This is a genomic window from Geodermatophilus obscurus DSM 43160, assembly GCF_000025345.1.
Classification (GTDB): Bacteria; Actinomycetota; Actinomycetes; order Mycobacteriales; family Geodermatophilaceae; genus Geodermatophilus; species Geodermatophilus obscurus.
In genome coordinates this window covers 2,908,082-2,931,990 of sequence record NC_013757.1, presented here as the reverse complement: position 1 = coordinate 2,931,990, position 23,909 = coordinate 2,908,082, and the positions used below count along the sequence as shown (strand labels likewise).

At 74.1% G+C, this 23,909-nt stretch carries 25 protein-coding genes; 20 read left to right on the top strand and 5 right to left on the bottom strand.

Features of this window, described 5'->3' with window-relative positions; genetic code table 11:
• Positions 1-100 precede the first annotated feature (100 nt).
• The 6 genes from GOBS_RS13770 (at position 101) to GOBS_RS13745 (ending at position 5,965) form a co-directional block, all read left to right on the top strand.
• Complete coding sequence (locus GOBS_RS13770; protein WP_012948878.1) at positions 101-817, top strand: response regulator transcription factor; 717 nt, start codon at positions 101-103, stop codon at positions 815-817.
• Positions 814-2,187, top strand: coding sequence for a sensor histidine kinase (locus GOBS_RS13765; protein WP_012948877.1), 1,374 nt, complete (start codon positions 814-816; stop codon positions 2,185-2,187). Before GOBS_RS13770 ends, GOBS_RS13765 begins: the two co-directional genes overlap by 4 nt.
• On the top strand, positions 2,184-2,810 hold the full coding sequence (locus tag GOBS_RS13760) for a GerMN domain-containing protein (protein WP_012948876.1): 627 nt from the start codon (positions 2,184-2,186) through the stop codon (positions 2,808-2,810). Before GOBS_RS13765 ends, GOBS_RS13760 begins: the two co-directional genes overlap by 4 nt.
• Before the next feature lie 584 nt (positions 2,811-3,394).
• A complete protein-coding gene (locus GOBS_RS13755) occupies positions 3,395-4,429 on the top strand; it encodes a methionine ABC transporter ATP-binding protein (protein WP_012948875.1) in 1,035 nt (344 codons plus the stop codon).
• On the top strand, positions 4,426-5,085 hold the full coding sequence (locus tag GOBS_RS13750) for a methionine ABC transporter permease (RefSeq protein ID WP_012948874.1): 660 nt from the start codon (positions 4,426-4,428) through the stop codon (positions 5,083-5,085). The genes GOBS_RS13755 and GOBS_RS13750 overlap by 4 nt, the downstream gene beginning before the upstream one ends.
• Before the next feature lie 61 nt (positions 5,086-5,146).
• Positions 5,147-5,965 carry a MetQ/NlpA family ABC transporter substrate-binding protein gene (locus GOBS_RS13745; protein WP_012948873.1) on the top strand — a complete coding sequence of 273 codons (819 nt, stop codon included), beginning with the start codon at positions 5,147-5,149 and terminating at the stop codon, positions 5,963-5,965.
• 81 nt (positions 5,966-6,046) lie between these two features.
• Here the strand turns inward: GOBS_RS13745 and GOBS_RS13740 are convergent, their stop codons facing one another.
• The gene (locus tag GOBS_RS13740; RefSeq protein ID WP_243697499.1) at positions 6,047-6,508 is read right to left on the bottom strand and encodes an Lrp/AsnC family transcriptional regulator; all 462 of its coding nucleotides are present in this window, start codon (positions 6,506-6,508) and stop codon (positions 6,047-6,049) included.
• Positions 6,509-6,671: 163 nt separating this feature from the next.
• Between GOBS_RS13740 and rocD the strand changes: the two genes are divergently transcribed.
• The 4 genes from rocD to GOBS_RS13720 all read left to right on the top strand — a co-directional run bounded on the left by rocD (position 6,672) and on the right by GOBS_RS13720 (position 9,821).
• Entirely contained in the window at positions 6,672-7,910 is a 1,239-nt protein-coding gene (rocD, locus tag GOBS_RS13735; protein WP_012948871.1) for an ornithine--oxo-acid transaminase, read from the top strand.
• Positions 7,911-7,990: 80 nt separating this feature from the next.
• On the top strand, positions 7,991-8,470 hold the full coding sequence (locus GOBS_RS13730) for a DUF2975 domain-containing protein (RefSeq protein WP_012948870.1): 480 nt from the start codon (positions 7,991-7,993) through the stop codon (positions 8,468-8,470).
• Positions 8,470-8,715, top strand: a complete 246-nt coding sequence (locus tag GOBS_RS13725; RefSeq protein ID WP_012948869.1) for a helix-turn-helix domain-containing protein — start codon at positions 8,470-8,472, stop codon at positions 8,713-8,715. The genes GOBS_RS13730 and GOBS_RS13725 overlap by 1 nt, the downstream gene beginning before the upstream one ends.
• Positions 8,712-9,821, top strand: coding sequence for an FAD-dependent oxidoreductase (locus tag GOBS_RS13720; protein WP_012948868.1), 1,110 nt, complete (start codon positions 8,712-8,714; stop codon positions 9,819-9,821). The genes GOBS_RS13725 and GOBS_RS13720 overlap by 4 nt, the downstream gene beginning before the upstream one ends.
• Before the next feature lie 52 nt (positions 9,822-9,873).
• Here the strand turns inward: GOBS_RS13720 and GOBS_RS13715 are convergent, their stop codons facing one another.
• A complete protein-coding gene (locus GOBS_RS13715; RefSeq protein WP_012948867.1) occupies positions 9,874-10,329 on the bottom strand; it encodes a DUF5313 family protein in 456 nt (151 codons plus the stop codon).
• Positions 10,330-10,457: 128 nt separating this feature from the next.
• Complete coding sequence (locus GOBS_RS13710) at positions 10,458-10,970, bottom strand: MarR family winged helix-turn-helix transcriptional regulator (protein ID WP_012948866.1); 513 nt, start codon at positions 10,968-10,970, stop codon at positions 10,458-10,460.
• A 138-nt stretch (positions 10,971-11,108) separates the two neighbouring features.
• On the opposite strand from GOBS_RS13710, the gene GOBS_RS13705 reads away from it, so the two are divergent.
• The 4 genes from GOBS_RS13705 (at position 11,109) to GOBS_RS13690 (ending at position 14,843) form a co-directional block, all read left to right on the top strand.
• Positions 11,109-11,633, top strand: a complete 525-nt coding sequence (locus tag GOBS_RS13705; protein WP_012948865.1) for a universal stress protein — start codon at positions 11,109-11,111, stop codon at positions 11,631-11,633.
• 76 nt (positions 11,634-11,709) lie between these two features.
• The gene (locus GOBS_RS13700; protein ID WP_012948864.1) at positions 11,710-12,195 is read left to right on the top strand and encodes a cation:proton antiporter regulatory subunit; all 486 of its coding nucleotides are present in this window, start codon (positions 11,710-11,712) and stop codon (positions 12,193-12,195) included.
• Positions 12,196-12,205: 10 nt separating this feature from the next.
• The gene (locus GOBS_RS13695) at positions 12,206-13,369 is read left to right on the top strand and encodes a cation:proton antiporter (protein WP_012948863.1); all 1,164 of its coding nucleotides are present in this window, start codon (positions 12,206-12,208) and stop codon (positions 13,367-13,369) included.
• A gap of 151 nt (positions 13,370-13,520) precedes the next feature.
• Positions 13,521-14,843: an ATP-dependent 6-phosphofructokinase gene (locus GOBS_RS13690; RefSeq protein ID WP_012948862.1), complete on the top strand. Its 1,323-nt coding sequence runs from the start codon at positions 13,521-13,523 to the stop codon at positions 14,841-14,843.
• A gap of 40 nt (positions 14,844-14,883) precedes the next feature.
• Here the strand turns inward: GOBS_RS13690 and GOBS_RS13685 are convergent, their stop codons facing one another.
• Entirely contained in the window at positions 14,884-15,678 is a 795-nt protein-coding gene (locus GOBS_RS13685) for a phosphotransferase (protein ID WP_012948861.1), read from the bottom strand.
• A 41-nt stretch (positions 15,679-15,719) separates the two neighbouring features.
• Positions 15,720-16,667 carry a sugar-binding transcriptional regulator gene (locus GOBS_RS13680; protein ID WP_012948860.1) on the bottom strand — a complete coding sequence of 316 codons (948 nt, stop codon included), beginning with the start codon at positions 16,665-16,667 and terminating at the stop codon, positions 15,720-15,722.
• A gap of 114 nt (positions 16,668-16,781) precedes the next feature.
• On the opposite strand from GOBS_RS13680, the gene GOBS_RS13675 reads away from it, so the two are divergent.
• From GOBS_RS13675 to GOBS_RS13650, 6 genes are read left to right on the top strand one after another with little or no spacing between them, the layout of a single operon-like run.
• Positions 16,782-18,188 (top strand): ABC transporter substrate-binding protein, encoded by a 1,407-nt coding sequence (locus tag GOBS_RS13675; protein ID WP_012948859.1) that lies wholly within the window; start codon positions 16,782-16,784, stop codon positions 18,186-18,188.
• Positions 18,189-18,225: 37 nt separating this feature from the next.
• Positions 18,226-19,212: a carbohydrate ABC transporter permease gene (locus GOBS_RS13670; protein ID WP_012948858.1), complete on the top strand. Its 987-nt coding sequence runs from the start codon at positions 18,226-18,228 to the stop codon at positions 19,210-19,212.
• Positions 19,209-20,102: a carbohydrate ABC transporter permease gene (locus tag GOBS_RS13665; protein ID WP_012948857.1), complete on the top strand. Its 894-nt coding sequence runs from the start codon at positions 19,209-19,211 to the stop codon at positions 20,100-20,102. The genes GOBS_RS13670 and GOBS_RS13665 overlap by 4 nt, the downstream gene beginning before the upstream one ends.
• A 53-nt stretch (positions 20,103-20,155) precedes the next feature.
• The gene (locus GOBS_RS13660) at positions 20,156-21,169 is read left to right on the top strand and encodes an NAD(P)-dependent alcohol dehydrogenase (protein WP_041242274.1); all 1,014 of its coding nucleotides are present in this window, start codon (positions 20,156-20,158) and stop codon (positions 21,167-21,169) included.
• A 39-nt stretch (positions 21,170-21,208) separates the two neighbouring features.
• Positions 21,209-22,321: an ABC transporter ATP-binding protein gene (locus tag GOBS_RS13655; protein WP_012948855.1), complete on the top strand. Its 1,113-nt coding sequence runs from the start codon at positions 21,209-21,211 to the stop codon at positions 22,319-22,321.
• Between the two features lie 23 nt (positions 22,322-22,344).
• Positions 22,345-23,862, top strand: coding sequence for a mannitol dehydrogenase family protein (locus tag GOBS_RS13650; protein ID WP_012948854.1), 1,518 nt, complete (start codon positions 22,345-22,347; stop codon positions 23,860-23,862).
• Positions 23,863-23,909: the final 47 nt, after the last annotated feature.

The following is a 23,909-nucleotide window of genomic DNA, read 5'->3' as shown; positions in this document are numbered from 1 at the left end:
GGCGCTGCTAACCACGGTCCGCTGCCGAGATTGCGATCCCGCGGGGCGTTGCTTTGCGATCCCGTGACATCGGGGTGACCGCTGCACGGCCGGTGGCAGCATGACCGGAGTGGCTCCGCGTCTGCTGGTCGTCGAGGACGACGACCCGATCCGCACCGCCCTGCGGTGGGCGCTGGAGGACGAGGGCTACGACGTCGGGGAGGCCGCGAGCGGTGAGGAGGCGCTGGCCGCGGTCGGGGTGACGCCCCCGGATCTCATGGTCGTCGACCTGATGCTCGGTTCGATGGACGGGTTCACCGTCATCCGCGAGGTCCGCCGCGAGCATGACCTGCCGATCATCGTGGTCAGCGCCCGGGCGGACACCGACGACATCGTCGCGGCGCTGGAGGCCGGCGCCGACGACTACGTGACCAAGCCGTTCCAGGTCAAGGAGATCACCGCTCGGCTGCGGGCGCTGCGGAGGCGGGCGACGTCGGGCACCCCGGCCAACCACCCGGTGCCCGAGGAGGTGGTCCTCGACTCCACCCTGCCGGCGCTCGTGCTGCGCGAGGCGGCCGGCACGGTCCACCGCGGGGGCGAGCAGGTGCCGCTGACGCTGACGGAGTTCCGGCTGCTGTGCGAGCTGGCCTCGGCCCCGGGCCGGGTGTTCAGCCGGCAGGTGCTGCTGGAGCGGGTGTGGGAGCACGGCTTCTTCGGCGACGAGCGGATCGTCGACGTCCACATCCGGCGGTTGCGCACCAAGGTGGAGCGCGACCCGGGCGCGCCCCGGGTGGTGGTGACCGTCCGCGGGCTGGGGTACCGGCTGGACCAGCGGTGAAGGGAGCCCTCGGGTCGCGGGGGCTGCGGTCGCGGATCGTGGTGGGCTCGGCCGTCGGCGCGCTGCTCGTGTCCGTCGTGCTGGTCACGACGACCTGGCTGCTGGCCCGCAGCTACCTGCTCGACCAGCGGGAGGCCTCGCTGGTCCGGCAGGCCTTCGCCGACGCCAACGTCCTCGGCAGCCGACTGGCGACCGTCGGCACGGAGGTGGGTGACGTCGTGGCGGAGCTGACTCCCTCCAACGGCGCCGACGTCGTCGTGCGCAGCGGCGACGCCTGGTACTCCTCGAGCCTGGACGTGGGTGCCCGCTACGTCCCCGCGGACCTGCGTTCGATCGTCGGCGAGGGCTCGGCCGGGACCGTTCGGCTGGACACCCCGGAAGGCCCGGCGCTGCTCGTCGGCGTCCCCATCAGCAGCGCCGGGGTGGACTACTACGAGCTGGCGCCGCTGACCGAGCTGCAGCAGGTGCTGCGCACGCTGGCCGTCGTGCTGGGCGCCGGGGCGCTGGCCGCCACGGCGGCGGGCGCGGCCTTCGGCGGGTGGGCCAGCCGCCGGGCGCTGCAGCCGCTGGAGCAGGTCGCCGGCGCGGCCACCCGGATCGCCGGAGGCGAGCTGACCACCCGTCTGCCGCCCACCGAGGACCCCGACCTGCTCGCCATCGTCGCCGGCTTCAACAGCATGGTCGACGCCCTGGCCGCGCGGATCGAGCGCGACGCCCGCTTCGTCGGCGACGTCAGCCACGAGCTGCGCAGCCCGCTCACCGGGGTGGTGACCAGCGTGGAGGTGCTCGCCGCCCGCCGCGCCGAGCTCTCGCCGCGCGCCGACCAGGCGCTGTCCCTCGTCGAAGGGGAGCTCGCCCGGTTCCGGCAGATGCTCGACGACCTGCTGGCCCTCGCTCGGCTGGACGGCGCCCCGCCGTCCGACTCCGGCGTCCCGGTGTCGATGACCGCGTTGGTGCGGGAGGTGCTGGCCGCCGGCGGGTATGACGGCGAGCTGCTGCACGCCGACCCGGACGACGCGACCACGGTGTCCGGCGACAAGAACGCCCTGGAGCGTGCGGTGCGCAACCTGCTCGACAACGCCGGCCGGCACGCCGGCGGCCCCACCGCCGTGCACGTGCAGCGGCGGGACGGCGCGGTCCTGGTCAGCGTGGACGACGGCGGGCCCGGCGTGCCCGTCGAGGACCGGGAGCGGGTGTTCGAACGATTCGCCCGCGGCCCCCGCGCCGCCCGCCGGTCGCTGCCCGGGGCCGGTCTGGGCCTGGCGATCGTCGCGGAGACCGCCTCCCGGCACGGCGGGGCCGCCTGGTGCAGCGCGGCCCCCGGAGGCGGGGCCCGCTTCAGCCTCTCCGTGCCCGGGTGTGCCCGGTGAACGCCGGCCGCTGGGTGACCGCGGGTCTGCTCGCCCTCGTCGCCGGGTGCGGGGTGCCGACGGGCGGAGCGGCGGAGCCCATCCCGGACGACGAGGTGCCGTACGGGCTGACCTCGGCGACTCCGACGCCCGACCCGCCCCCCAGCCCCGTGCCGTCCCGGATGGCCACCGAGGTCCACCTGGTCGCACCTGGCGACCGGCTGGTGCCCGAACCGCGCGAGGTGGACGGCGGCTCGGTGACCGAGCGGCTCGACGCGCTGCTCGGCGACCTGGCCGAGGGGCCGAGCCCCGTGGAGCGCGAGCGGCAGCTGTCCACCGCGCTACCGCCCGAGATCGAGCTCGACGCCGCGGACGTCACCGACGGGACGGCGGCCATCAGGATCGGCGGCACCACCGCCGCGGCGACGGGGCTGGACAGCCGGCGCGCGGTCGCCCAGATCGTGCTCACCGCGACCAGTGTGCCGGGGGTCGACTCCGTCGTCCTGGTCCGGGACGGCGAGCGGGTCGAGGCGCCGCTGCCCTCCGGCCAGCTCACCGCGAGGCCACTGACGGCCGCCGACTACGCCGTCCTCCTGCTCCCTGACGCGACGCCGCCGGCACCGTCAGCCGCACCGCCCTCCTGATCGTGCGGACCGGCGGCGCTCGAGCTCAGGCGGTCGGACGGCGGGAGAAGCAGCCCGGGGCGCGGGGAGTCCGTCGAGCTGCGCCTCGCCCGAGCCCGGGGGGGGCCTCGCGTGACGCCGTGAGCGGGGACGTGGGTTGGGGGCACCCGGACGGCGGGTACGCGCACCCCGCACGCGCTGCAGCGACCGCCGCACGTCCTGCTCCCCGGTCGTCGGCGGGGCGGGTCGAGCGACGGGCCGGCTCCGGTGGAGACGCACGGCTCGAGGGGAGCGACCGGGGTGTTCCGACCGAGGGAGGACGGAGGGGCGCACCGTCCTCCGCCGGGTCAGGAGGCGACCACGCTGCGCACTGTGATCCACCCCAAGCCGGTGCGATTTGAGTCCGGCCGGGACGGTGGGGGACCATGGCGGGGTGGCCCTGCCGATCGTGACGCGCGACCGCGCCGTCGATCTGGCCGGCACCGCCAGCTGTCTCTGTCGCTGACGTCCCCGCGCCGTCCGGCTCCCCGAGCCGGACCGCGTCGCGCCGAGCTCCCGCGCGACCGTGCCGCCCTGCCCTGCTCACCCTCGAGGACCGCCTTCCCGTGATCGAACTGACCGACGTCCGCAAGGTGTTCCCCGCCCGGAGACGCGCCGGGGAGGTGGTCGCCGTCGACGGGGTCAGCCTGCGGGTGCAGGCCGGTGAGTTCGCCGGCGTGGTGGGCCCAAGCGGCTCGGGGAAGAGCACGCTGGTCCGCCTGGTGAACCTGCTGGAGCGACCCACGTCCGGGTCGGTGACCGTGGACGGGCAGGTGCTCACCGACCTGCCCGACGACCGGGTCCGCGAGGCCCGCCGCTCCATCGGGATGGTCTTCCAGCACTTCGAGCTGCTGGACTCGCGCACGGCCGCGGGGAACGTCGAGCACCCGCTCGAGCTGGCCGGGGTGGGCCGGGCCGAGCGCCGCCGCAGGGCCACCGAGCTGCTGGACCTGGTCGGGCTGGGGGAGCGGGCCGAGGCGCGCCCGGCGCAGCTGTCCGGCGGCCAGAAGCAGCGGGTGGCCATCGCCCGCGCGCTGGCCGCCCGCCCGAAGGTGCTGCTCTGCGACGAGGCCACCTCCGCCCTGGACCAGGCCAGCACGGCCAGCGTGCTGGAGCTGCTGCGCCGGGTGCGCTCCGAGCTCGGGCTGACCGTCCTGCTCATCACCCACGAGATGGCGGTGGTGAAGGCCGTGTGCGACAGCGCCGTGCTGCTCGAGCGGGGCCGGGTCGTCGACGGCGGCCGGCTGAGCGAGGTGCTGACCCGCGGGCACACGCCGCTGGCCGACGCCCTGCTGCCCGCACCGGTGGCCGACGCCGGCGCGGGACACGGCGGGGCGCTCCTGCGGGTGACGGTCACCGACCGCACGCCGGAGACCGTCGTCCTGCAGACCCTCATCGGTGAGCTCGGGCTGGCCGTCGAGGTCGCCGGCGGCTCGGTGGAGACCGTCGCCGGCGGGCGGTACGGGCGGTTGCTGCTGCGCGTCACCGGGGACCTCGACCGGCTGGAGGCAGGCCTGAGGGGGCTGCGCGACGGTGGCGTCGTCATCGAGCGGGTGCCCGCGCACGACGGCGTGGCCGCCGGTTCGGGGGCGACCCGGTGAGCGACTGGGGCCGCGTCTACCCGCAGCTGCTCGAGGCCACCGGCGAGACCCTGTACATGGTGGGGGTCGCGGCGGTGCTCACCGTGCTGCTCGGCGTCCCGCTGGGCGTGCTGCTCACCGTCACCGCGCCCGGCGGGCTGGCGCCGCGGCCGCTGCTCAACCGTGCCCTCGGGCTGGTGGTCAACCTGGGGCGCGCGCTCCCGTTCATCATCCTGCTGGTGCTGGTCGCCCCGGTCACGCGCGGCATCGTCGGGACGACGATCGGGTCGACCGCGGCGATCGTGCCGCTGACCCTCGGGGCCATCCCCTTCCTCGCCCGGCTGGTGGAGACCAGCCTCCGCGAGATCGCCCCCGGGAAGGTCGAGGCGGCGCTGTCCATGGGCGCCCGCCGCCGGGACGTCGTCCGCACCGTGCTGCTGCCGGAGTCGCGGCCCTCGCTGGTCGCCGGGGTCACCGTCACCGTCGTGGCGCTGATCAGCTACTCGGCGATGGCCGGTGCCGTCGGGGGCGGAGGCCTCGGGGACTTCGCGATCCGCTTCGGCTACCAGCAGTTCCGCACCGACATCACCCTGCTGACCGTCGTCCTGCTGCTCGTCATCGTGCAGCTCCTGCAGTGGGCGGGCGACCGCTGGGCGCGCCGCCTGGCCCACGTCTGACCTGCCTCCCCGATGGCCGCCCGGCCACCACCACCGCACCACCTCGAAGGAGAACCCCCTCATGCGCTCCCGATCCGCCCTCCTCCTGGCCGCCTCGTCGGCGATGGCGGTCCTCGCCGCGTGCGGCGGCGGGGACCCCCAGCTGTCCGCGGCCGACGAGCCACTGCGGGTGGGCGCCTCCCCGCTCCCGCACGCCGAGATCCTGCGGCACATCGACGACGAGCTCGCCGCCGACGCCGGCCTGGACCTCGAGATCGTCGAGTTCACCGACTACGTGCAGCCCAACGTCGCCCTGGACGACGGCTCGCTGGACGCCAACTACTTCCAGACCGTTCCCTACCTGGAGGAGCAGGAGGCCAGCGCCGGGTACGACTTCACCGCGCTGGCGCCGGTGCACATCGAGCCGCTGGGCATCTACTCCAGCTCGCTGACCGACCTGGCCGCCCTGCCCGAGGGCGCCACCGTCGCGATCCCCAACGACCCGACCAACGCCGCGCGGGCGCTGCGGCTGCTGGAGGCCAACGGCCTGATCACCCTGGCCGACACCGGGGACGCCGCGCCGACGTCCCTCGACGTCCAGGACAGCCCCAAGGACCTGCAGATCTCCGAGGTGGAGGCCGCGCAGGTGCCCCGCTCGCTCGCCGACGTGGACATCGCGGTGATCAACGGCAACTACGCCATCGAGGCCGACCTGGTCCCGGCCGAGGACGCCCTCGCGCTGGAGGAGGCCGAGGGCAACCCCAACGCCAACCTGCTGGTGGTGCGGGCCGGGGACGAGGACGACGAGCGGATCCAGCAGCTCGAGGGTCTGCTGCACTCCGACGAGGTCCGCCGGTTCATCGAGGAGACCTACGAGGGCGCCGTCATCCCCGCCTTCTGAGCGCCGGGAGCGGTGGGCCGGCGTCCGGCCGGCCCACCGCGGTCCCCGGGGCGGTGGCCACCGGTCCTCCCGGCGGCCGCGTCAGGGACGGCCGCGGTCGATCAGCCGGGAGAGCACGACCTCGCTGCGGGTCTGCTGGACGTTGGGCTGCTGCCGGAGCCGCTCGATGGCCTCCTCCAGGTGCGGGATGTCGGCGGCCAGGATGTGCACCAGTGCGTCCGCGGACCCCGTGACGCTGCACGCGTCCACGATCTCGGGGACCTTCTCCAGAGCGCGGCGCAGCTCGGTCGGGGACGGGATCCCCTTCCAGTACACCTCCACGTACGCCTCGGTCGTCCAGCCGAGGACCTCCGGGTCGACCAGCGCGGTGAAGCCGCGGATCACCCCCTCGGCGAGCAGCCGGTCCACCCGGCGCTTGACCGCCGGCGCGGACAGGCCCACCTCGTCGCCGATGACGGCGTAGGTGGCGCGGGCGTCGCGCGTCAGGCAGCCGATGATCTGCCGGTCGAGCAGGTCCAAGCGGTCTCCGGTCCTCTGCAACACACCGTGCACCGTAGGGGAGAACCTGCAACGGATCGACGCTCGGAGCGCAACGGACGCGCATTGATGCCGGTGCGCGACGTTCCTAGCCTTCCAGGACACGGCCCTCCCGGCTCCGCCGGGCGGCGGCCGCGAGAGCGTCGACGTCCGATCCGGAGGAGGCCCCATGACCACACCTCGGCGCAGTGCGACCCCGTCGTCCTCGAGGGAGCACGCGGCGCTCACCGGTGCGGTGACGGCACCCAACTACGCGCCCCTGCCGGTGGTCGTGGCCGAGGCGCACGGGGCGTGGGTGACCGACGTCGACGGGCGCCGCTACCTCGACTGCCTGGCCGGGTACTCCGCGCTCAACTTCGGCCACGGGCACCCGGTGCTGCTCCGGGCGGCCCGCGAGCAGCTGGAGCGGGTGACGCTCACCAGCCGCGCCTTCTACAACGACCGTCTCGGCCCCTTCGCCCGCGACCTGGCGGCGCTGGCCGGGATGGAGCTGGTGCTCCCGATGAACACCGGGGCCGAGGCCGTGGAGACGGCGATCAAGGTCGCCCGGCGCTGGGGATACCAGGTGAAGGGCGTTCCCGCCGGGCGGGCGCAGATCGTCGTCGCGGCGGGCAACTTCCACGGCCGCACCACCACGATCGTCAGCTTCTCCACCGACGACTCGGCACGCGAGGGCTTCGGCCCCTTCACCCCCGGCTTCACCGTGGTCCCGTACGGCGACGCCGACGCGCTGCGGGCGGCGCTCACGCCGGAGACGGTCGCGGTGCTGCTCGAGCCGGTGCAGGGCGAGGCCGGCGTCGTCGTGCCGCCGCCGGGCTACCTCGCCGCGGTGCGGCAGGCGTGCACGGACGCCGGGGTGCTCTTCGTCGCCGACGAGGTCCAGTCCGGGCTGGGCCGGACGGGGGCGACCTTCGCCTGCGAGCTGGAGGGCGTCGTCCCCGACGTCTACCTGCTCGGCAAGGCCCTCGGCGGTGGCATCGTCCCGGTCTCGGCGGTGGTGTCCACCCGCGAGGTCCTCGGCGTCCTGACGCCGGGCAGCCACGGGTCGACGTTCGGCGGCAACCCGCTGGCAGCGGCGATCGGGCACGCGGTGGTGGGCCTGCTGGAGACCGGCGAGTACCAGGAGCGGGCGGCGAAGCTGGGCGTGCAGCTGCGGGACCGGCTCGAGGGGCTGGTCGGGCACGGCGTGCAGGCCGTGCGCACCCGCGGGCTGTGGGCCGGGATCGACGTCGACCCCGCGCTGATGACCGGGCGTGCCGCCTGCGAGCGGCTGGCCGGGCGCGGCGTCCTGGTCAAGGACGCGCACGGGCAGACCATCCGGCTGTCCCCGCCGCTGGTGGTCGAGCCCGACGACCTCGACCGGGCCGTGGACGCGCTCGGCGCGGTCCTCGACGAGGCTGGGCGCTGACCCGGACGCCGGGCGCGCGACCGTCACCCGGGGGCGTGTTGTCGATTGACTCTCGATAGGTAGTAGTCGAAAGTCGATGCATGACGACGACACGACGGGTGGTCGTGCCCCTCCGGATCCTGCTCGCGCTGGCCTTCGCCGCCCTGCTGCTCGCCCAGGTCGCCTTCCTGCCGGCGCTCTCGGGGGCGATGGCGGAGGACTCGCCGGAGCTGGCGTACCTGCGGTGGCCGACGCTCGTCGTGGCCGTCCTGGGGCTGGGGTGCGTCCAGGTCGTCATCGTGTGCACCTGGCAGCTGCTGACCCTGGTCGAGGACGACCGCATCTTCAGCGCGGCGTCCATGGCGTGGGTCGACGCGATCGTGGGCGCGCTCGCCGCCGCGTGGTTCCTCCTGCTCGGCACCTTCGTCTGGTCCGTCGTCGGCGTGGGCCTCCCCGGTCCGCCGGTCGTGCTGCTGCTCATGCTGGTGGCGGTGGCCGTCCTGGGGCTGCTCATGGTGGTGATGCGGGCGCTGCTGCGCCAGGCCACGACGCTGCGGACCGACATGGAAGCGGTCATCTGATGCCGATCGTCGTGCGCATCGACGTCGAGCTGGCCAAGCGCAAGATGAGCGTCGGGGAGTTCGCCGAACGCGTCGGGCTCACGCCGGCGAACGTGGCGGTGCTGAAGAACGGCCGCGCCAAGGCCGTCCGGTTCAGCACCCTGGAGGCCATGTGCCGGGTGCTGGACTGCCAGCCCGGCGACCTGCTCGAGTGGGTCCCGGACGGGCGGGAGGCGCCGCACGCCGCCTCCGAGGCCCACCGGTGACCGTCGACGTCCTGGTGGTGGGCGCCGGGCTGGCCGGCCTGCACACGGCCACACTGCTCGCCCGGCGGGGCCACGACGTGCTGCTGACCGAGCGGCGGGCGACGCTTCCCGGCGCGATCCGCACCACGGGGATCTTCGTCCGGAGGACGCTCGACGACTTCCCGCTGCCTCCCGAGCACCTCGGGCCGCCGATCCGGCGGGTGGTGCTCCACCCCCCGGGGTGCGGCCGCCCGGTGAGCCTGGTCAGCGCGCGCGACGAGTACCGGGTGGGCGACATGGGGCCGCTGTACGCAGCCGCGGCGCGCGCGGCGGCCGACGCCGGCGTGCGCATCGCGCTGGGCACCCGCTACGCCGGCCGGCAGGACGGCGCGTCCCTGCTGGCCGGTCCGGACGGGCCGGCGCGCGTGCGGGCGCGGTTCGTCGTCGGTGCGGACGGCGCCCGGTCGCGGGTCGCCCGCGACCTCGGCCTGGACCGCAACGACCACCTGCTGATCGGTGCCGAGGAGGTCTTCGCGGTGCTCGGCAGCGAACGGCCGCCGGCCTTCCACTGCGTGCTCGACCCCTCGCTCGCCCCGGGCTACCTGGCCTGGGTGGTCAACGACGGGCGGCACGCCCACGTCGGCGTCGCCGGCTACGCCGACCGCTTCCCCGAGGGCATGCGCCGGGCCCTGGCCCGGTTCAGCGGCTCGGCACCCGGACTGGAGGGCGTCGAGCGCCCGGAGGCGGTGGAGCGGCGCGGGGGTCCGATCCCCGTCGGTGGCTTGCTGCGCCGGATCAGCTGTCCCGACGGGTTGCTCGTCGGCGATGCCGCGGGTGCTGTCTCGCCGCTCACCGCGGGAGGTCTCGACCCGTGCCTGCGGCTGTCGGAGCACGCCGTCGACGTCCTCGACGCGGCCGTGCGAGCCGGGCGACCGGACGTGCTGGCCTCCTACGACGGGGCCGCGCTGCGCGCCGCCTTCCGGGGGAGGCTCGCGCTGCGCCGGGGGCTGGCCCAGGTGCGCACGCCCGCCGTCGCGACGGCGGCGTTCGCGCTGCTGCGCACGCCCCCCGGGCGGGCCGCGGCCCGCCGCATCCTCTTCGGCGACCGGTCCTTCCCCACCCCCTGACCCGGGCGCCCGGCAGCCGGGGAGCCGTGCCGGGCCGGTCGGGTCGCGTCGGTCAGCGCCCGGTGCGGTCGCGGTAGCGGGCGGCGCGCCGGGCGTTGGCGGCCCGCCGGCGCTCGCTGTCCCGCAGGTCCCGCAGGTGCGCGGCGTGCTCCCGGTGCGCGGTGGCGGTGCCGGCCGGGTAGCCGGCCTTCACGACCCGGTTCTCCGTGGTCTCGGGCATGTAGGCCAGCGAGTAGATCAGGGCGAGGAAGATCCCCCCACCGGCGACGGCCGCGCGCAGCCCCCACGACGCGGGCAGCAGCACCATGATCAAGGCGATCGGGATCGACATCTGGACGAAGACGCGGGCGATGTGCCGGGCCCACCAGGTGCCGGTCGTGGTGTCGTGCAGCACCCAGCCGCGGTGCCGCGCCGGCAGCCTGCCGCCGAGGGCGTACCAGAGCCATCGGAGCGGAGTCGGCCGGACGATCGACTCGATGGGCGTGCCGCGCTCTTTGGGTTCTGCCATGACCGCTGTCCGTTCCTGCTCGGGAAGGTCCACGTCCCCATGGTCCCTGGAAACCGGGGACACCAACGGTTGGGGCACCAACTGTGACGAGGTCGACAGCCGGCGACCGCCGGGCGACCGCTGCGGGATCAGGCGACGCCGGACGGGGCCCCGGCGGCGGTCCCAGGGGCGGCCAGCGCCTCCTGGGAGGCGGCGATGACCTGGGTCAGCGCCTCGTGCAGGGCCGTCAGCTGCTCGACCGGCATGCCGAGGCGCTCGACGATGCCGACGGGGATCTCCTCCGCCCGGGCACGCAGCGCCCGACCCCGTTCGGTCAGCGCCAGCGCCAGGTTGCGCTGGTCCGCCGGGTTCCGCTCGCGGCGCAGCAGGCCGGCCGCCTCAAGCCGTTTGAGCAGCGGCGAGAGCGTGCCGGGGTCCAGTTGGAGCAGGCCGGAGAGCTCCTTGACCGACAGCTGCCCGTGCTGCCACAGCGCCAGCATCACCAGGTACTGCGGATGGGTCAGTCCCAGCGGCTCGAGCACCGGCCGGTAGACGCCGACCACGTTGCGCGCCGCCACCGACAGCGCGAAGCACACCTGGCGCTCCAGGGCGAGCGGGTCGCCGGAGTCGACAAGGGCCGGGGACGGCTGGCTGGTCGTCACCCCTCCAGGGTAGGTCGGTGGTGCCGGCGATCGGCCTGCCGACCGTGGAGCCGTGCCGAACTCCGCCGGCCCGACGCGCCCGGGGTCGGCCGGGAGGACCGCCACGGGGCGGTCTCCGGTCGCCATACGCTGCGACCCATGACGGAGCTGATGGACCTGGAGTCCGACAACGACGGCGTCGCGCGGGTGGCGGACGTCGCAGGTGGCGTGCTGGTGGGCCACGACGGTTCGGAGTGCGCGCAGGAGGCCCTGCAGTGGGCGGCGGGTCTGGCCCTCCGGGCCGGCTACCCGTTGCACGTCCTCCGCGCCTGGAAGATGACCACCGCGCCGCAGCCGGCCACCCTGGAGCCGGGGTACATCCCCCCGCTGGAGGACTTCGAGAGGGCGGTGCGGGAGGAGCTCGAGTCCCACGTGGCCGCGGCGGGGCTGGACCCGGCGTTGTCGGTCACCTGCCACACCGCCCACGGGACCCCGGCCCGCGGCCTCATCGAGTCCGCCGCCCGCGCCGACCTCCTGGTGGTCGGCGCCCGGGGCAGGGGCGGCTTCGCCGGCCTGGTGCTCGGCTCGGTCAGCGACCAGTGCGTGCGGCACGCCCCCTGCCCGGTCACCGTCGTCCGGACCGGGACCCCGGCCGACCACGCCGTGGGGCGCGGCGAGCGCTGAGCAGGCTTCCTCCGGGTGGGCCGCGTCGGCACGGCGTCCGCCGTGGGCCCGGGTGCGGCTCTGCCACCATGCGGCCATGGACCTCGAGGAGACCCTCCTGCCCGGCGTCGGCGTCCGCTACCGGCTGCGGACCTCCGCCGGTGAGGTCCTGGGGGTCGTCGTCCGGCGGGAGGGCGCGGCCGAACTCTCCGTCTACGACCGGCGTGACCCCGACCGGGCGCGCAGCGTGCTGCGGCTCGAGCCCGACGAGGTCGACGCCCTGGCGGAGGTGCTCGGCGCTCCCCGGCTGACGCAGCGCTTCGCCGATCTCTCCCGGGAGGTACCGGGACTGGAGTCGGGCCGGTTCCCGATCGGGGCGGGCTCCCGCTTCGCGGGCCGTCCCCTGGGGGACACGCGGGCGCGCACCCTGACCGGCTGCTCGATCGTCGCGATCGTGCGGGACACCGACGTCGTGCCGTCCCCGGGACCGGCCGACACGCTGCTCCCCGGGGACGTCCTCGTCGCGATCGGCTCGGTCCGGGGGCTGGAGGAGCTCGAGCGGCACCTCGCCGAGCCGGCGTAGGACACCGCCGGTGGACCACGTCGCACAGCTGCTGCTCGAGCTCGGCCTGCTGTTCGCCGGCCTGTCCCTGCTCGGCCTGCTCGCCCGGCGCCTGGGGCTGTCCTCGGTGCCGTTCGTGCTGGTCGCGGCACTGGCGCTGGGGGAGGGTGGCGTCGTCCCGCTGGCGACCTCGGAGCCGTTCATCGAGGCGGCCGCGGAGATCGGCGTGGTCCTCCTGCTGCTGGCCCTGGGCCTGGAGTTCTCCGCGGACGAGCTGTTCGCCTCGCTGCGGCACCACGGTCCCTCCGGCCTGGTGGACCTGCTGCTCAACGCCCTGCCGGGCTTCGCGGCGGGCCTGCTGCTGGGACTGCCCTGGCAGGGAGCGCTCGCGCTGGCCGGGGTCACCTGGATCTCCTCGTCGGGGATCATCGCGAGGCTGCTGGGCGACCTCGGGCGACTGGCGAACCGGGAGACCCCGGCGGTGCTGTCGGTCCTGGTGCTGGAGGACCTCGCCATGGCGCTGTTCCTGCCGCTGCTCGTCGTCGCGCTCGCCGGGGGAGGACCGGCGGCCGCCGTCGCCGGCACCGGCCTGGCGGTGGGGGCGGTCACGCTGGCGCTGCTGGCCGCCCAGCGGCAGGGACACCGGCTCGGCCGGCTGCTGGCCTCCGCCGACGACGAGCAGCTGCTGCTGCGGCTGGTCGGTCTGACGCTGCTGGTCGCCGGCCTCGCCCAGTCCCTGGGCGCGTCGGCGGCAGTCGGCGCGTTCCTGGTCGGGCTGGCCCTGCCGGCGTCCTTCGCCGAGCGGGCACGATCGGTGCTCGGCCCGCTGCGGGACCTGTTCGCGGCGACCTTCTTCGTCGCCTTCGGGCTGTCCACCGATCCCCGAGCGGTGCTGCCCGTGCTGCCCGCCGTCCTGCTGCTCGCCCTGGTCACCACGGGCACCAAGGTCGCCACCGGCTGGTTCGCCGCCCGGCGCGACGGGGTGGCCCGGCCCGGCCGGCTGCGCGCCGGGACGGCCCTGGTCGCCCGCGGCGAGTTCTCGATCGTCATCGCCGGCCTCGCGGTGACGGCCGGCGTCCCCGAGCTCGGGCCGCTGGCGACCGGGTACGTGCTCGTGCTCGCCGTGGCCGGCCCGGTGCTCACCCGCCTCGCCGACCCGCGCGGCGCACGCGGCACCGCGGTGGCGCCCGCCTGACGTCGGCGGACGGTGGCTGCCGCCGTCCGCTGGTCGGTCCTGCTGCTGGGCTCGGTGGGCCTGCTCGCGATCACCGGCGCGCCCTGCCCGGTGGTGGTCCGGCCGGTCCCCGCGGGAGGACGAGGGCCGCGGGTGTGGCAGCGTTCCGGGCATGGTCAGCCACGAGGACCTCGCCGTGCGCACGCTCGGACCCTGCCGGATCGACTCCCCGCTCGCCGAACGGCTCGTGGCGCGGGAGACGACCCAGCACTCCGTCGTGGAGGAGGACCGGATCCTCTTCGACGACACGATCTCCATGGCCGGTGGGCGGGATCTCCCCGTCGAGCAGCTGCCGAGCCTGGAGCCGGGCGGCCCGCGGAAGCGGATCTACTTCGACCCCGCCAAGACCCGGGTCGGGATCGTCACCTGCGGAGGGCTGTGTCCCGGCCTGAACGACGTCATCCGCGGGCTGGTGCTCGAGCTCTCCCGGCACTACGGGGTGCGGCGGATCGTCGGCTTCCGCAACGGCTACCGGGGCTTCGTGCCGCGGTACGGGGAGGACGTCGTCGACCTCACGCCGGAGGTCGTCATGCACATCGACGACGAGGGCGGCACGATCCTCGGCACCTCCCGTGGGGAGCAGGATCCGGAGGAGGTCGTCGACGCGCTGGAGCGCCTCAACATCAACATCCTCTTCGTCATCGGCGGCGACGGCACCATCCGCGGGGCCATGGACGTCGTCCGCGTGGTGGGGGAGCGGGGCCTGAAGGTCGCCGTGGTCGGGATCCCGAAGACGATCGACAACGACATCCCCTACATCGACCAGAGCTTCGGCTTCCAGACCGCGATGGCCGAGGCGACCAAGTCCATCCACGCGGCGAGCGTCGAGGCCCGCTCCGCGCCCGGGGGCATCGGCCTGGTCAAGCTCATGGGCCGGCACTCCGGCTTCATCGCCTGCTACGCGACGCTGGCCAAGGACGACGCCGACTACGTCCTCATCCCCGAGGTGCCCTTCGCGCTGGACGGTGAGCGCGGGCTGCTGGAGCACCTGCGCCAGCGGGTGCAGGAGCGGGGGCACGCCGTGGTGGTCGTCGCCGAGGGCGCCGGGCAGGAGTACATCGAGGGGGAGGAGCCGGGCCGGGACGCCTCCGGCAACGTCCGCTTCGGTGACATCGGCCGGCTGCTGCGCAAGCGGATCGTCGAGCACCTGGACGCGCACGGCGTGGAGAACAACGTCCGGTACTTCGACCCGAGCTACGCGATCCGCAGCGTGCCGGCCAATCCGTTCGACAGCGCCTACTGCCTCCGTCTGGCCCACGCCGCCGTGCACGCGGCGATGGCCGGGCGCACCGAGGTCATCGTCGCCCGGCGACGGCGGAGGTTCGTGCACATCCCCATGCCGCTGGCGGTCAGCCGTCGCAACCACGTCGACCCGCTCGGCGACCTGTGGCTGTCGGTGCTGGAGGCCACCGGGCAGCCCGTGCGCTTCGAGTGAGCGGCCGCGGCGGTCGCCGGGCGAGGCGCCCCCGGGGTCCTCAGAGCAGTGCGGTCCGCAGCCGGTCCCCGGAGTCGAGGTACCACTGCCGGGTCCGCTCCGCCCGTTCCCGCGTCCCGCCGGTCCAGTAGTCGGCGAAGCCGGCGTGACCGTTCGCCGCCGCGGTCCCGACGATGTCGTAGGACCACTCGTGATTCTGCCGCACCGCGGTCACCAGGCGTTCCCGGTCGGCGCCGGGGAGCCCGTAGCCGTCGGCGAACAGCCGGAGGCGGGCGAGCGCCCGGCCGCGCCGGGAGTCGTCGATGAAGCGATCGGGCCGCAGCGGCGCCCACAGCCGCACGGCGCAGGCGACGTCCCAGACGCGGCAGCCCGGGCTGGCGAGGTCGAAGTCGATGAGGGCGACGGCACGCCCGTCGCGGAAGACGACGTTGTCCAGGTTGACGTCGTTGTGGCTGACCAGCTCGCCGGCGAAGGGTGCCGGGGGTGAGGGCGGCCAGGGGAGCGACGTGGGGTCGAAGGTGCTGACTGCCCGGTGGTAGTCGCGGAGCAGGTGGGCGACGCTCACGAGTGCCGCGTCGGTGAGGGCCCAGGCGGGGTAGGGCGGCGTGATGGCGGTGCCGGCGACGTAGGAGAGGACCTCCCGCCCCTGCTCGTCCACGCCGAGGAACCGGGGGGCGCCGGGGAACCCGACGTCTGCGAGGTGGCGCAGCAGGGCGTGGGTCGCCGGGCTCGAGGCGCGCTGTGGCCGTCGGACGGTGTCGCCCACGCGGACGACCCGGCCGCGGTTGGCGGTACCGCCGAGGAGGAGGACCTCGGATTCGATCTCTCCCGGCATCGGCCTCCTCCAGGTCGTCCACGGCCGGTCGGCGCGGGCCCTCACTCGTCGAGGACGGCGTGGGCCAGGGCCGTGTGCGTCACGATGCCACCGACGAGCCCGCTGCGGAGGGCGGCGCGGACGGCGGGGCCCTTCGGCTCGCCGTAGGGGATGACGATCACCTCCGGGATGGCCCGCATCTGCTCGGCGTTGATGCCGATCATCCGCTCGGACAGCTCCGTCCCTATGGCCTCCCCATCGGCCGAGAGGAAGACGCCGGACACGTCGGCGCAGACCCCCAGGCGGTGCAGTGCCGTGCGGTCGTCCTCGGACAGGGCGTCGTACAGGGTGGACCCGCCGGGCTTCCAGAGACCGACCCCGGCCACGGCCTTGGTGACGAGGGGGAGCTGGGCGAAGGCGCGCGCCACCTCGGGCTGACCCCGGAGGGCCCGCGCGGTGGCCGCGTCGGGGACCGTGAAGGGCGCGTAGAAGACGTGCGCCGCGCCGCCCGATGCGCTGGCCACCTCCCGGACGACGTCCACCGAGGTGTCGGGTCCGTCCGGGAGCGAGAGCGCTCCGGTGAGCTGGACGACCGGCGTCCCGGGCAGCGGCGGCAGCGCCCGGGCCATCGCGCTCACCGCCCGGGCCCACGCGAGACCGAGCACGTCCTGCGGCGTGATGATCTCCGCGAGCAGCCGGGCCGCCGCCCGGCCGAGGTGTCCGCGAAGGGAGTCGGCGTCGTCGTCGGGGATGTCGACGACGACCGCGTGCTGCAAGCCGAACCGGTCCTGCAGCCGCGCCGACAGGTCGACGTCGATCTCGCCCTGGTGGCGGATCTCGATGCGCACCAGCCCGCTCGTGCGGGCCGCGTCGAGCAGCCGGGCGACCTTGAAGCGGCTGAGGCCGAACTCCTCGGCGATCTCGACCTTCGACCGGCCGTCGAGGTAGTAGCGCCGTGCGACGGATGCCGTGAGGACGACCCGCGCCGGGCCGTCGAGGACCTCTGCCATGGACTCACTCCTGCTCATCTGAGCGTCTAGCTGCTCACTATGGCACACCCCTTGACGCCGTCACTCGGCGGAGTGAGACTCACGCCACACACATCTGAGACCTCCTCTGCTCACATGAGCGACTGCGGGGTCGGCCCCGAGGAGGACTGCCTCGTGCACAGACAGGTGCGACCTGCGCTCGCCGCCGCGACGGCGACCGCACTGGCCGTGGGGGTCGGCGGGTGTGCCGGCTGGGGTGGGGGACCAACCGGCGGTGGGCCGGACAGCATCAACGTGCTGATGGTCAACAACCCGCAGATGGTCGACCTGCAGCAGCTCACCGCCGAGCACTTCACCGCCAAGACCGGCATCTCGGTGAACTACACGGTGCTGCCCGAGAACGACGTCCGGGACAAGATCAGCCAGGAGTTCTCCAGCCAGGCGGGGCAGTACGACGTCGCCACCCTGAGCAACTTCGAGATCCCCATCTACGCCCGGAGCGAGTGGATCGCCCCGCTGGACGAGTACGTCGCGGCGGATGCGGAGTTCGACCAGGACGACGTCCTCGGGCCGCTGACCGCGTCGCTGTCCGGCGACGACGGCCGGCTCTACGGGGAGCCGTTCTACGGCGAGTCCTCGTTCCTCATGTACCGCAAGGACGTCCTGGACGCGGCCGGCATCCAGATGCCGGCGAACCCGACCTGGCAGGAGGTCGCGGACATCGCGGCGGAGGTCGACGGCGCCGAGCCCGGGATGGCCGGGATCTGCCTGCGCGGCCAGCCCGGCTGGGGACAGCTGTTCGCGCCGCTGACCACGGTGGTCAACACCTTCGGCGGCACCTGGTTCACCGAGGACTGGGAGCCCGGTGTCGACAGCCCGGAGTTCCGCGAGGCCACCGAGTTCTACGTCGACCTGGTCCGCGAGCACGGCGAGGTCGGTGCACCGCAGGCGGGCTTCACCGAGTGCCTCAACAACGTGATCCAGGGCAACGCCGCCATGTGGTACGACGCCACCTCGGCCGCCGGGTCGCTGGAGGCGGCGGACTCGCCGGTCAAGGGCCAGATGGGTTACGTCGCGGCACCGGTGGTCGAGACCGACAGCTCGGGCTGGCTGTACGCGTGGTCCTGGAGCATCCAGCAGGCCAGTGCGAAGAAGGACGCCGCGTGGGAGTTCATCTCCTGGGCGTCCAGCGCGGAGTACGAGCAGCTCGTCGGCGAGGAGCTGGGCTGGTCGAAGGTCCCCGCGGGCAAGCGGGCGTCGACGTACGACAACCCCGACTACCTCGCGGAGGCCTCGGCGTTCGCCGAGCCCACGCTGGCGGCCATCGAGGCCGCCGACCCGAACGACCCCGGCGTGCAGCCCCGCCCCGCACCCGGGATCCAGTTCATGGGCATCCCGGAGTTCCCGGACCTGGCCACCCAGGTCTCGCAGGACGTCAGCTCCGCGATCGCCGGCCGGACGACCGTGGAGGAGGCGCTCGAACGGGGGCAGCAGCTCGCCGAGGACGTCGCCGAGCGCTACCGGGAGCGGGAGTCGAAGTGACCGAGCCGGCAGCACGATCCCAGGGGGAGGCAGCAGGATGAGCACCACTCTCGAGACCGGCCGCGGGCGGGGTCAGCAACCGCCGACGCCGCCGCCGGCACCGCCCACCCCGTCGCCGGGCGGCGCGCTCCGCCGATCCGCCGACTGGGCCCGCCGGGCGCCGCTGCTGCCCGCGCTGGTCTTCACGATCATCGTGACCCAGCTGCCGTTCGTGGTCACGCTGATCGTCTCGTTCATGGACTGGAACGCCTACTACCCCGACGAGCGCGGCTTCGCCGGGTTCGGCAACTACGCGAGCGTGCTGACCGACGTCAACATGCGCCGGGCCATCCTCGTCACGGTGATCCTGACCGCGGTCGTCGTGCTGGTCAGCCTGCTGCTGGGGATGGGCATCGCGCTGCTGCTGGACCGGCAGTTCCGCGGCCGGGGCGTGGTGCGCACCATGATGATCACGCCGTTCCTGATCGTGCCGGTAGCCGCGGCGCTGCTGTGGAAGCACGCGCTGTTCAACCCCGAGTACGGCCTGCTCAACGGGACGCTCACCGCGGTGTGGCGGTTGTTCGGCTCGGACAGCGCGCCGCAGCCGGACTGGATCACCATGGCGCCGCTGATCTCGGTGGAGGTGGCGCTCATCTGGCAGTGGACGCCGTTCATGATGCTGATCCTGCTGGCCGGGCTGCAGAGCCGGCCGCTGGACGTCATCGAGGCGGCGCGCATCGACGGCGCGAGCAGCTGGCAGATCTTCCGCTACATGACCTTCCCGCACCTGCGCCGCTACCTGGAGCTCGGCGGGCTGCTGGGGGCGATCTACATCGTGCAGAACTTCGACGCGGTCTTCACGATCACCTCGGGCGGCCTGGGCACCGCGAACCTCCCGTACGTGATCTACCAGACCTTCTACCAGGCCCACGACTACGGCCGGGCGTCCGCCGCCGGCGTCGTCGTCGTCATCGGCACGATCGTGATCGCCACCCTGGCGCTGCGGACGGTGTCGACGCTGTTCCAGGAGGAGAACGCGCGATGAGCTCGATCACCGATGTCGCACCGGTCGCCGCCACCCGCACGCCCCAGGGTCAACCCCGCCGGCCGCGCAAGCCGCGGTCCGGTGCCCTCCTGGGGCTGCTCGCCTGGCTGATCGGCTTCCTGTTCGTCGTGCCGGTGCTCTGGATGGTGCTCACGTCGTTCCACAGCGAGGAGGACGCCGCCACCAACCCGCCGTCGCTCTTCGCCCCGCTGACCACCGAGGGCTACCAGTCCTTCTTCGGTGTGGGCGCCGGCACCAGCCCCTGGCCGTCGCTGGCCAACTCGCTGACCGCCAGCGTGGTCTCCACGATCATCGTGCTGCTGCTGGCCATCCCGGCCGCCTACGCGCTGTCGATCAAGCCGGTGCGCAAGTGGACCGACGTGATGTTCTTCTTCCTGTCCACCCGGATGCTGCCGATCGTGGCCGGGCTGCTGCCCATCTACCTGTTCGCCCAGTTCACCGGGCTCCTGGACAACATCTGGCTGCTCATCGTGCTGTACACGGCCATGAACCTGCCGATCGCGGTCTGGATGATGCGCTCGTTCCTCGCCGAGGTCCCGGTCGAGATCCTCGAGGCGGCCTCGATGGACGGCGCGGGGCTGCTGCTGACCCTCCGTCAGGTGGTGGCGCCCATCGTCCTGCCGGGCATCGCCGCGACCTCGCTGATCTGCTTCATCTTCAGCTGGAACGAGCTGCTGCTGGCCCGGACCCTGACCGGCACCGTGGCCGGGACCGCGCCGGTCTACCTGACCGGTTTCGTGACCAGCCAGGGGCTCTTCCTCGCGCAGGTCTGCGCGGCCTCGTTCGTGGTGTCGCTGCCGGTGCTCGTCGCCGGCTTCGCCGCCCAGGACAAGCTGGTGCAGGGGCTGTCGCTGGGCGCGGTCAAGTGAGCGCGGCGACCGGGACGGTCCGGGGGACCGGAGGCATCGGTCCGGCGGGCACGATGCGGGCCTCGGTCCTGCGCGGGCCCGGCGACGTGGTCGTCGAGGAGCGGGCCGTCCCGCAGCCGGGCCCCGGCGAGGTGGTGGTCCGCGTCTCCTCGGTCGGGGTCTGCGGATCGGACACGCACTACTACGACCACGGACGCATCGGCCGGTTCGTCGTCGAGTCCCCGCTGGTGCTGGGGCACGAGGCGGCGGGGGAGGTGGCCGCCCTCGGCCCCGGCGTCGCCACGCTCGCCGTCGGGCAGCGGGTGTCGGTCGAGCCGGGGGTGCCGGACCTGACCTGCCCGCAGTGCCTGGCCGGGCGCTACAACCTCTGTCCCGACATGCGCTTCTTCGCCACCCCGCCGATCGACGGCGCCTTCGCCGAGTACGTCGTCGTCCACGCGGCCTTCGCCCACCCGGTGCCCGAGACGATCAGCGACGACGCCGCCGCACTGCTGGAACCCCTGTCGGTCGGCATCTGGGCCTGCCGCAGGGGCCGGGTGGGTGCCGGCTCCCGGGTGCTGGTCACCGGGGCCGGGCCGATCGGGCTGGTGAGCGTCCAGGCGGCGCTGGCGTTCGGCGCCACCGAGGTCGTGGTGTCCGACGTCAACCCCGCCCGGCTGGCTCTGGCCCAGGACCTCGGCGCCACCGAGGTCGTCGACGCCCGGACTGCGCGCGTCGCGGACCTGCCGCGCCCACCCCAGGTGCTGCTCGAGTGCTCCGGACACCCGGCCGCCACCGCGGACGCGATCCGCGCTCTGGACCGGGCGGGCCGGGCCGTGCTCGTCGGCATGGGCGGGGACGAGCTCGCCCTGCCGCTGTCGGTGGTGCAGGAGCGCGAGCTCGAGGTCACCGGCACCTTCCGCTACGCCGGGACCTGGCCGACGGCGATCGCGCTGGTCGCCGCCGGGCGGATCGACCTCGACCGCCTGGTCACCGGCAGCTACCGCCTGGACCAGGCCGAGGACGCACTGACGGCCGGCCGCCGCGACCCGCGGTCGGTGAAGGTCGTCGTCCACCCCCAGACCTGACGTTCCCCCTGACCTCTGGCTCCAGCGAGGAGAGATTCCATGGCCTCCGTCACCTACGACCGGGCGAGCCGCATCTACCCCGGCACCGAGAAGCCCGCGGTCGACGCCCTCGACCTCCAGATCGCCGACGGCGAGTTCCTCGTCCTGGTCGGCCCCTCCGGCTGCGGCAAGTCGACCAGCCTGCGCATGCTCGCCGGTCTGGAGGACATCGACGACGGGGCGATCCTCATCGGGGACCGGGACGTCACGCACCTGAAGTCCAAGGACCGGGACATCGCGATGGTGTTCCAGAGCTACGCGCTCTACCCGCACATGACGGTCGGGGACAACATGGGCTTCGCGCTCAAGATCGCCGGGGTCGGCAAGGACGAGATCGCCCAGCGGGTCGGGGAAGCCGCGAAGATCCTCGACCTGGAGACCTTCCTGGACCGCAAGCCCAAGGCCCTCTCCGGGGGTCAGCGCCAGCGCGTCGCCATGGGCCGGGCCATCGTGCGCTCGCCGCAGGTGTTCCTGATGGACGAGCCGCTGTCCAACCTCGACGCCAAGCTGCGCGTGCAGACCCGCACCCAGATCGCCGCGCTGCAGCGCCGGCTCGGCACCACCACCGTGTACGTCACCCACGACCAGGTCGAGGCGATGACCATGGGCGACCGGGTCGCGGTGCTCCGCGCCGGCATCCTCGAGCAGTGCGACACCCCGTTGCGGCTCTACCAGGAGCCGGCCAACGTCTTCGTCGCCGGGTTCATCGGTTCCCCCGGCATGAACATCGCCGAGTTCCGGCTGCACGACGGGTACGCGGTGCTCGGCAGCGCACGCCTCCCGCTGACCACCGCGGCGCTGAGCGCGCTCTCGGCGGAAGGGGCCGACCGCGTCGTCGTCGGCTTCCGGCCGGAGGCCCTGGACCTCACCACGGAGGGCGCGCCCGGCGCCTTCGCCGTGGACGTCGGGGTGGTGGAGGAGCTGGGCTCCGACGCGTTCCTGCACGGCACGCTGCCGGAGCTCCGCGAGGAGTCCGGCCCGCTCGCCGAGAGCATCGTCGCGCGGGTCGACCCCGCCCGGCCGCCGGCGAAGGGGGAGCGGGTGCACCTGCGCATCCAGCCGGGCAAGGAGCACCTCTTCTCCCCGTCGACCGGCCGTCGCATCCCCGCCTGAACGCAGCGCAGGAGGACCCCCCCGTGCCACAGCTCAGCACCGCGACCCTGGCGTCCCTCGGCGGCTCGCTGTCCGTGCCGTCCTACGACCGGTCCTCGGTGCGCACCGGGATCGTGCACCTGGGGGTGGGCGCGTTCCACCGGTCGCACCAGGCCATGTACCTCGACCGGCTCATGGAGGAGGGGAAGGCGCGGGACTGGGGCATCTGCGGTGTCGGCGTGCTGCCGTCCGACCGCCGGATGGCGGAGGTGATGGCGGCCCAGGACGGCCTGTACACCCTGGTGGTCAAGCACTCGGACGGGCGCTTCGACGCCCGCGTCGTGGGATCGGTCGTCGAGTACCTGCTCGCACCGGACGACCCCGACGCGGTCGTCGAGAAGATGGCGGCCGAGGACACCCGGATCGTGTCGCTGACGGTCACCGAGGGCGGATACAACATCGCGGCGATCACCGGTGAGTTCGACCCGACCCACCCCGACGTCGTCTCCGACCTGCGGCCCGGCGCCGCGCTGCGGACGTCGTTCGGGCTGGTCACCGAGGCGCTGGTGCGCCGGCGCGACCGCGGTCTCGCCCCGTTCACCGTGGTGTCCTGCGACAACATCCAGCACAACGGCGACGTCGCCCGGCGCAGCTTCGCCGCCTTCGCCGCCCTGCGGGACCCGGAGCTGGGCGCGTGGGTCGAGCGGGAGGTGCCGTTCCCGAACTCGATGGTGGACCGGATCACCCCCGCGACCACGGACGACGACCGGGCGGAGGTTGCCCGGCGGTTCGGCGTCGACGACGCGTGGCCGGTGGTCTGCGAGCACTTCACCCAGTGGGTGCTGGAGGACCGGTTCGGCCTCGGGCGCCCGCCCCTGGAGGACGCCGGCGTCCAGATCGTCGACGACGTCGACCCCTACGAGCGGATGAAGCTGCGGCTGCTCAACGCCAGCCACCAGGCGCTCGCCTACCTCGGCCACCTCGCGGGCTACCGGCTCGTCCACGACGCGGCGCAGGACCCGCTGTTCCAGCGGTTCCTGCTCGGTTACATGGAGGAGGAGGCCACGCCCACCCTCCGGCCGGTCCCCGGGATCGACCTCGAGGACTACCGGAGGACCCTCATCGCCCGCTTCTCCAACCCGCACATCCGCGACACGCTGGCGCGGCTGGCCTTCGACGGGTCCGAGCGGCTGCCCAAGTGGCTGCTCCCGGTCGTCCGGGACCAGCTCGCCCGCGGCGGGGAGGTGCGCCGCTCGGCCGCGGTCGTCGCCGGCTGGGCCCGGTACTCCGAGGGCGTGGACGAGCAGGGCCGGCCGATCGAGATCGCCGACCGCCGACGGGACCCCCTCATGGCCGCGGCGCGCCGCGAGCGGGAGGAGCCGCTCGCGTTCCTCGCCGACCGGGCGCTCTTCGGGGACCTCGTGGACGACGAGCGGTTCACCGGGCCCTACCTGGCGGCGCTGGCCTCACTGCACGAGCGGGGGGCCAGGGCGACCCTCGAGGCCCTGGTCGGGGACGCCCTGCCGACGCCGTCCACGTCGCTCGGTGGTACGGGGCGCTGAGGCCCGGACCGTCCCCGTCGGCGAGGCGCCCGTCGAGCCGGTCGGGC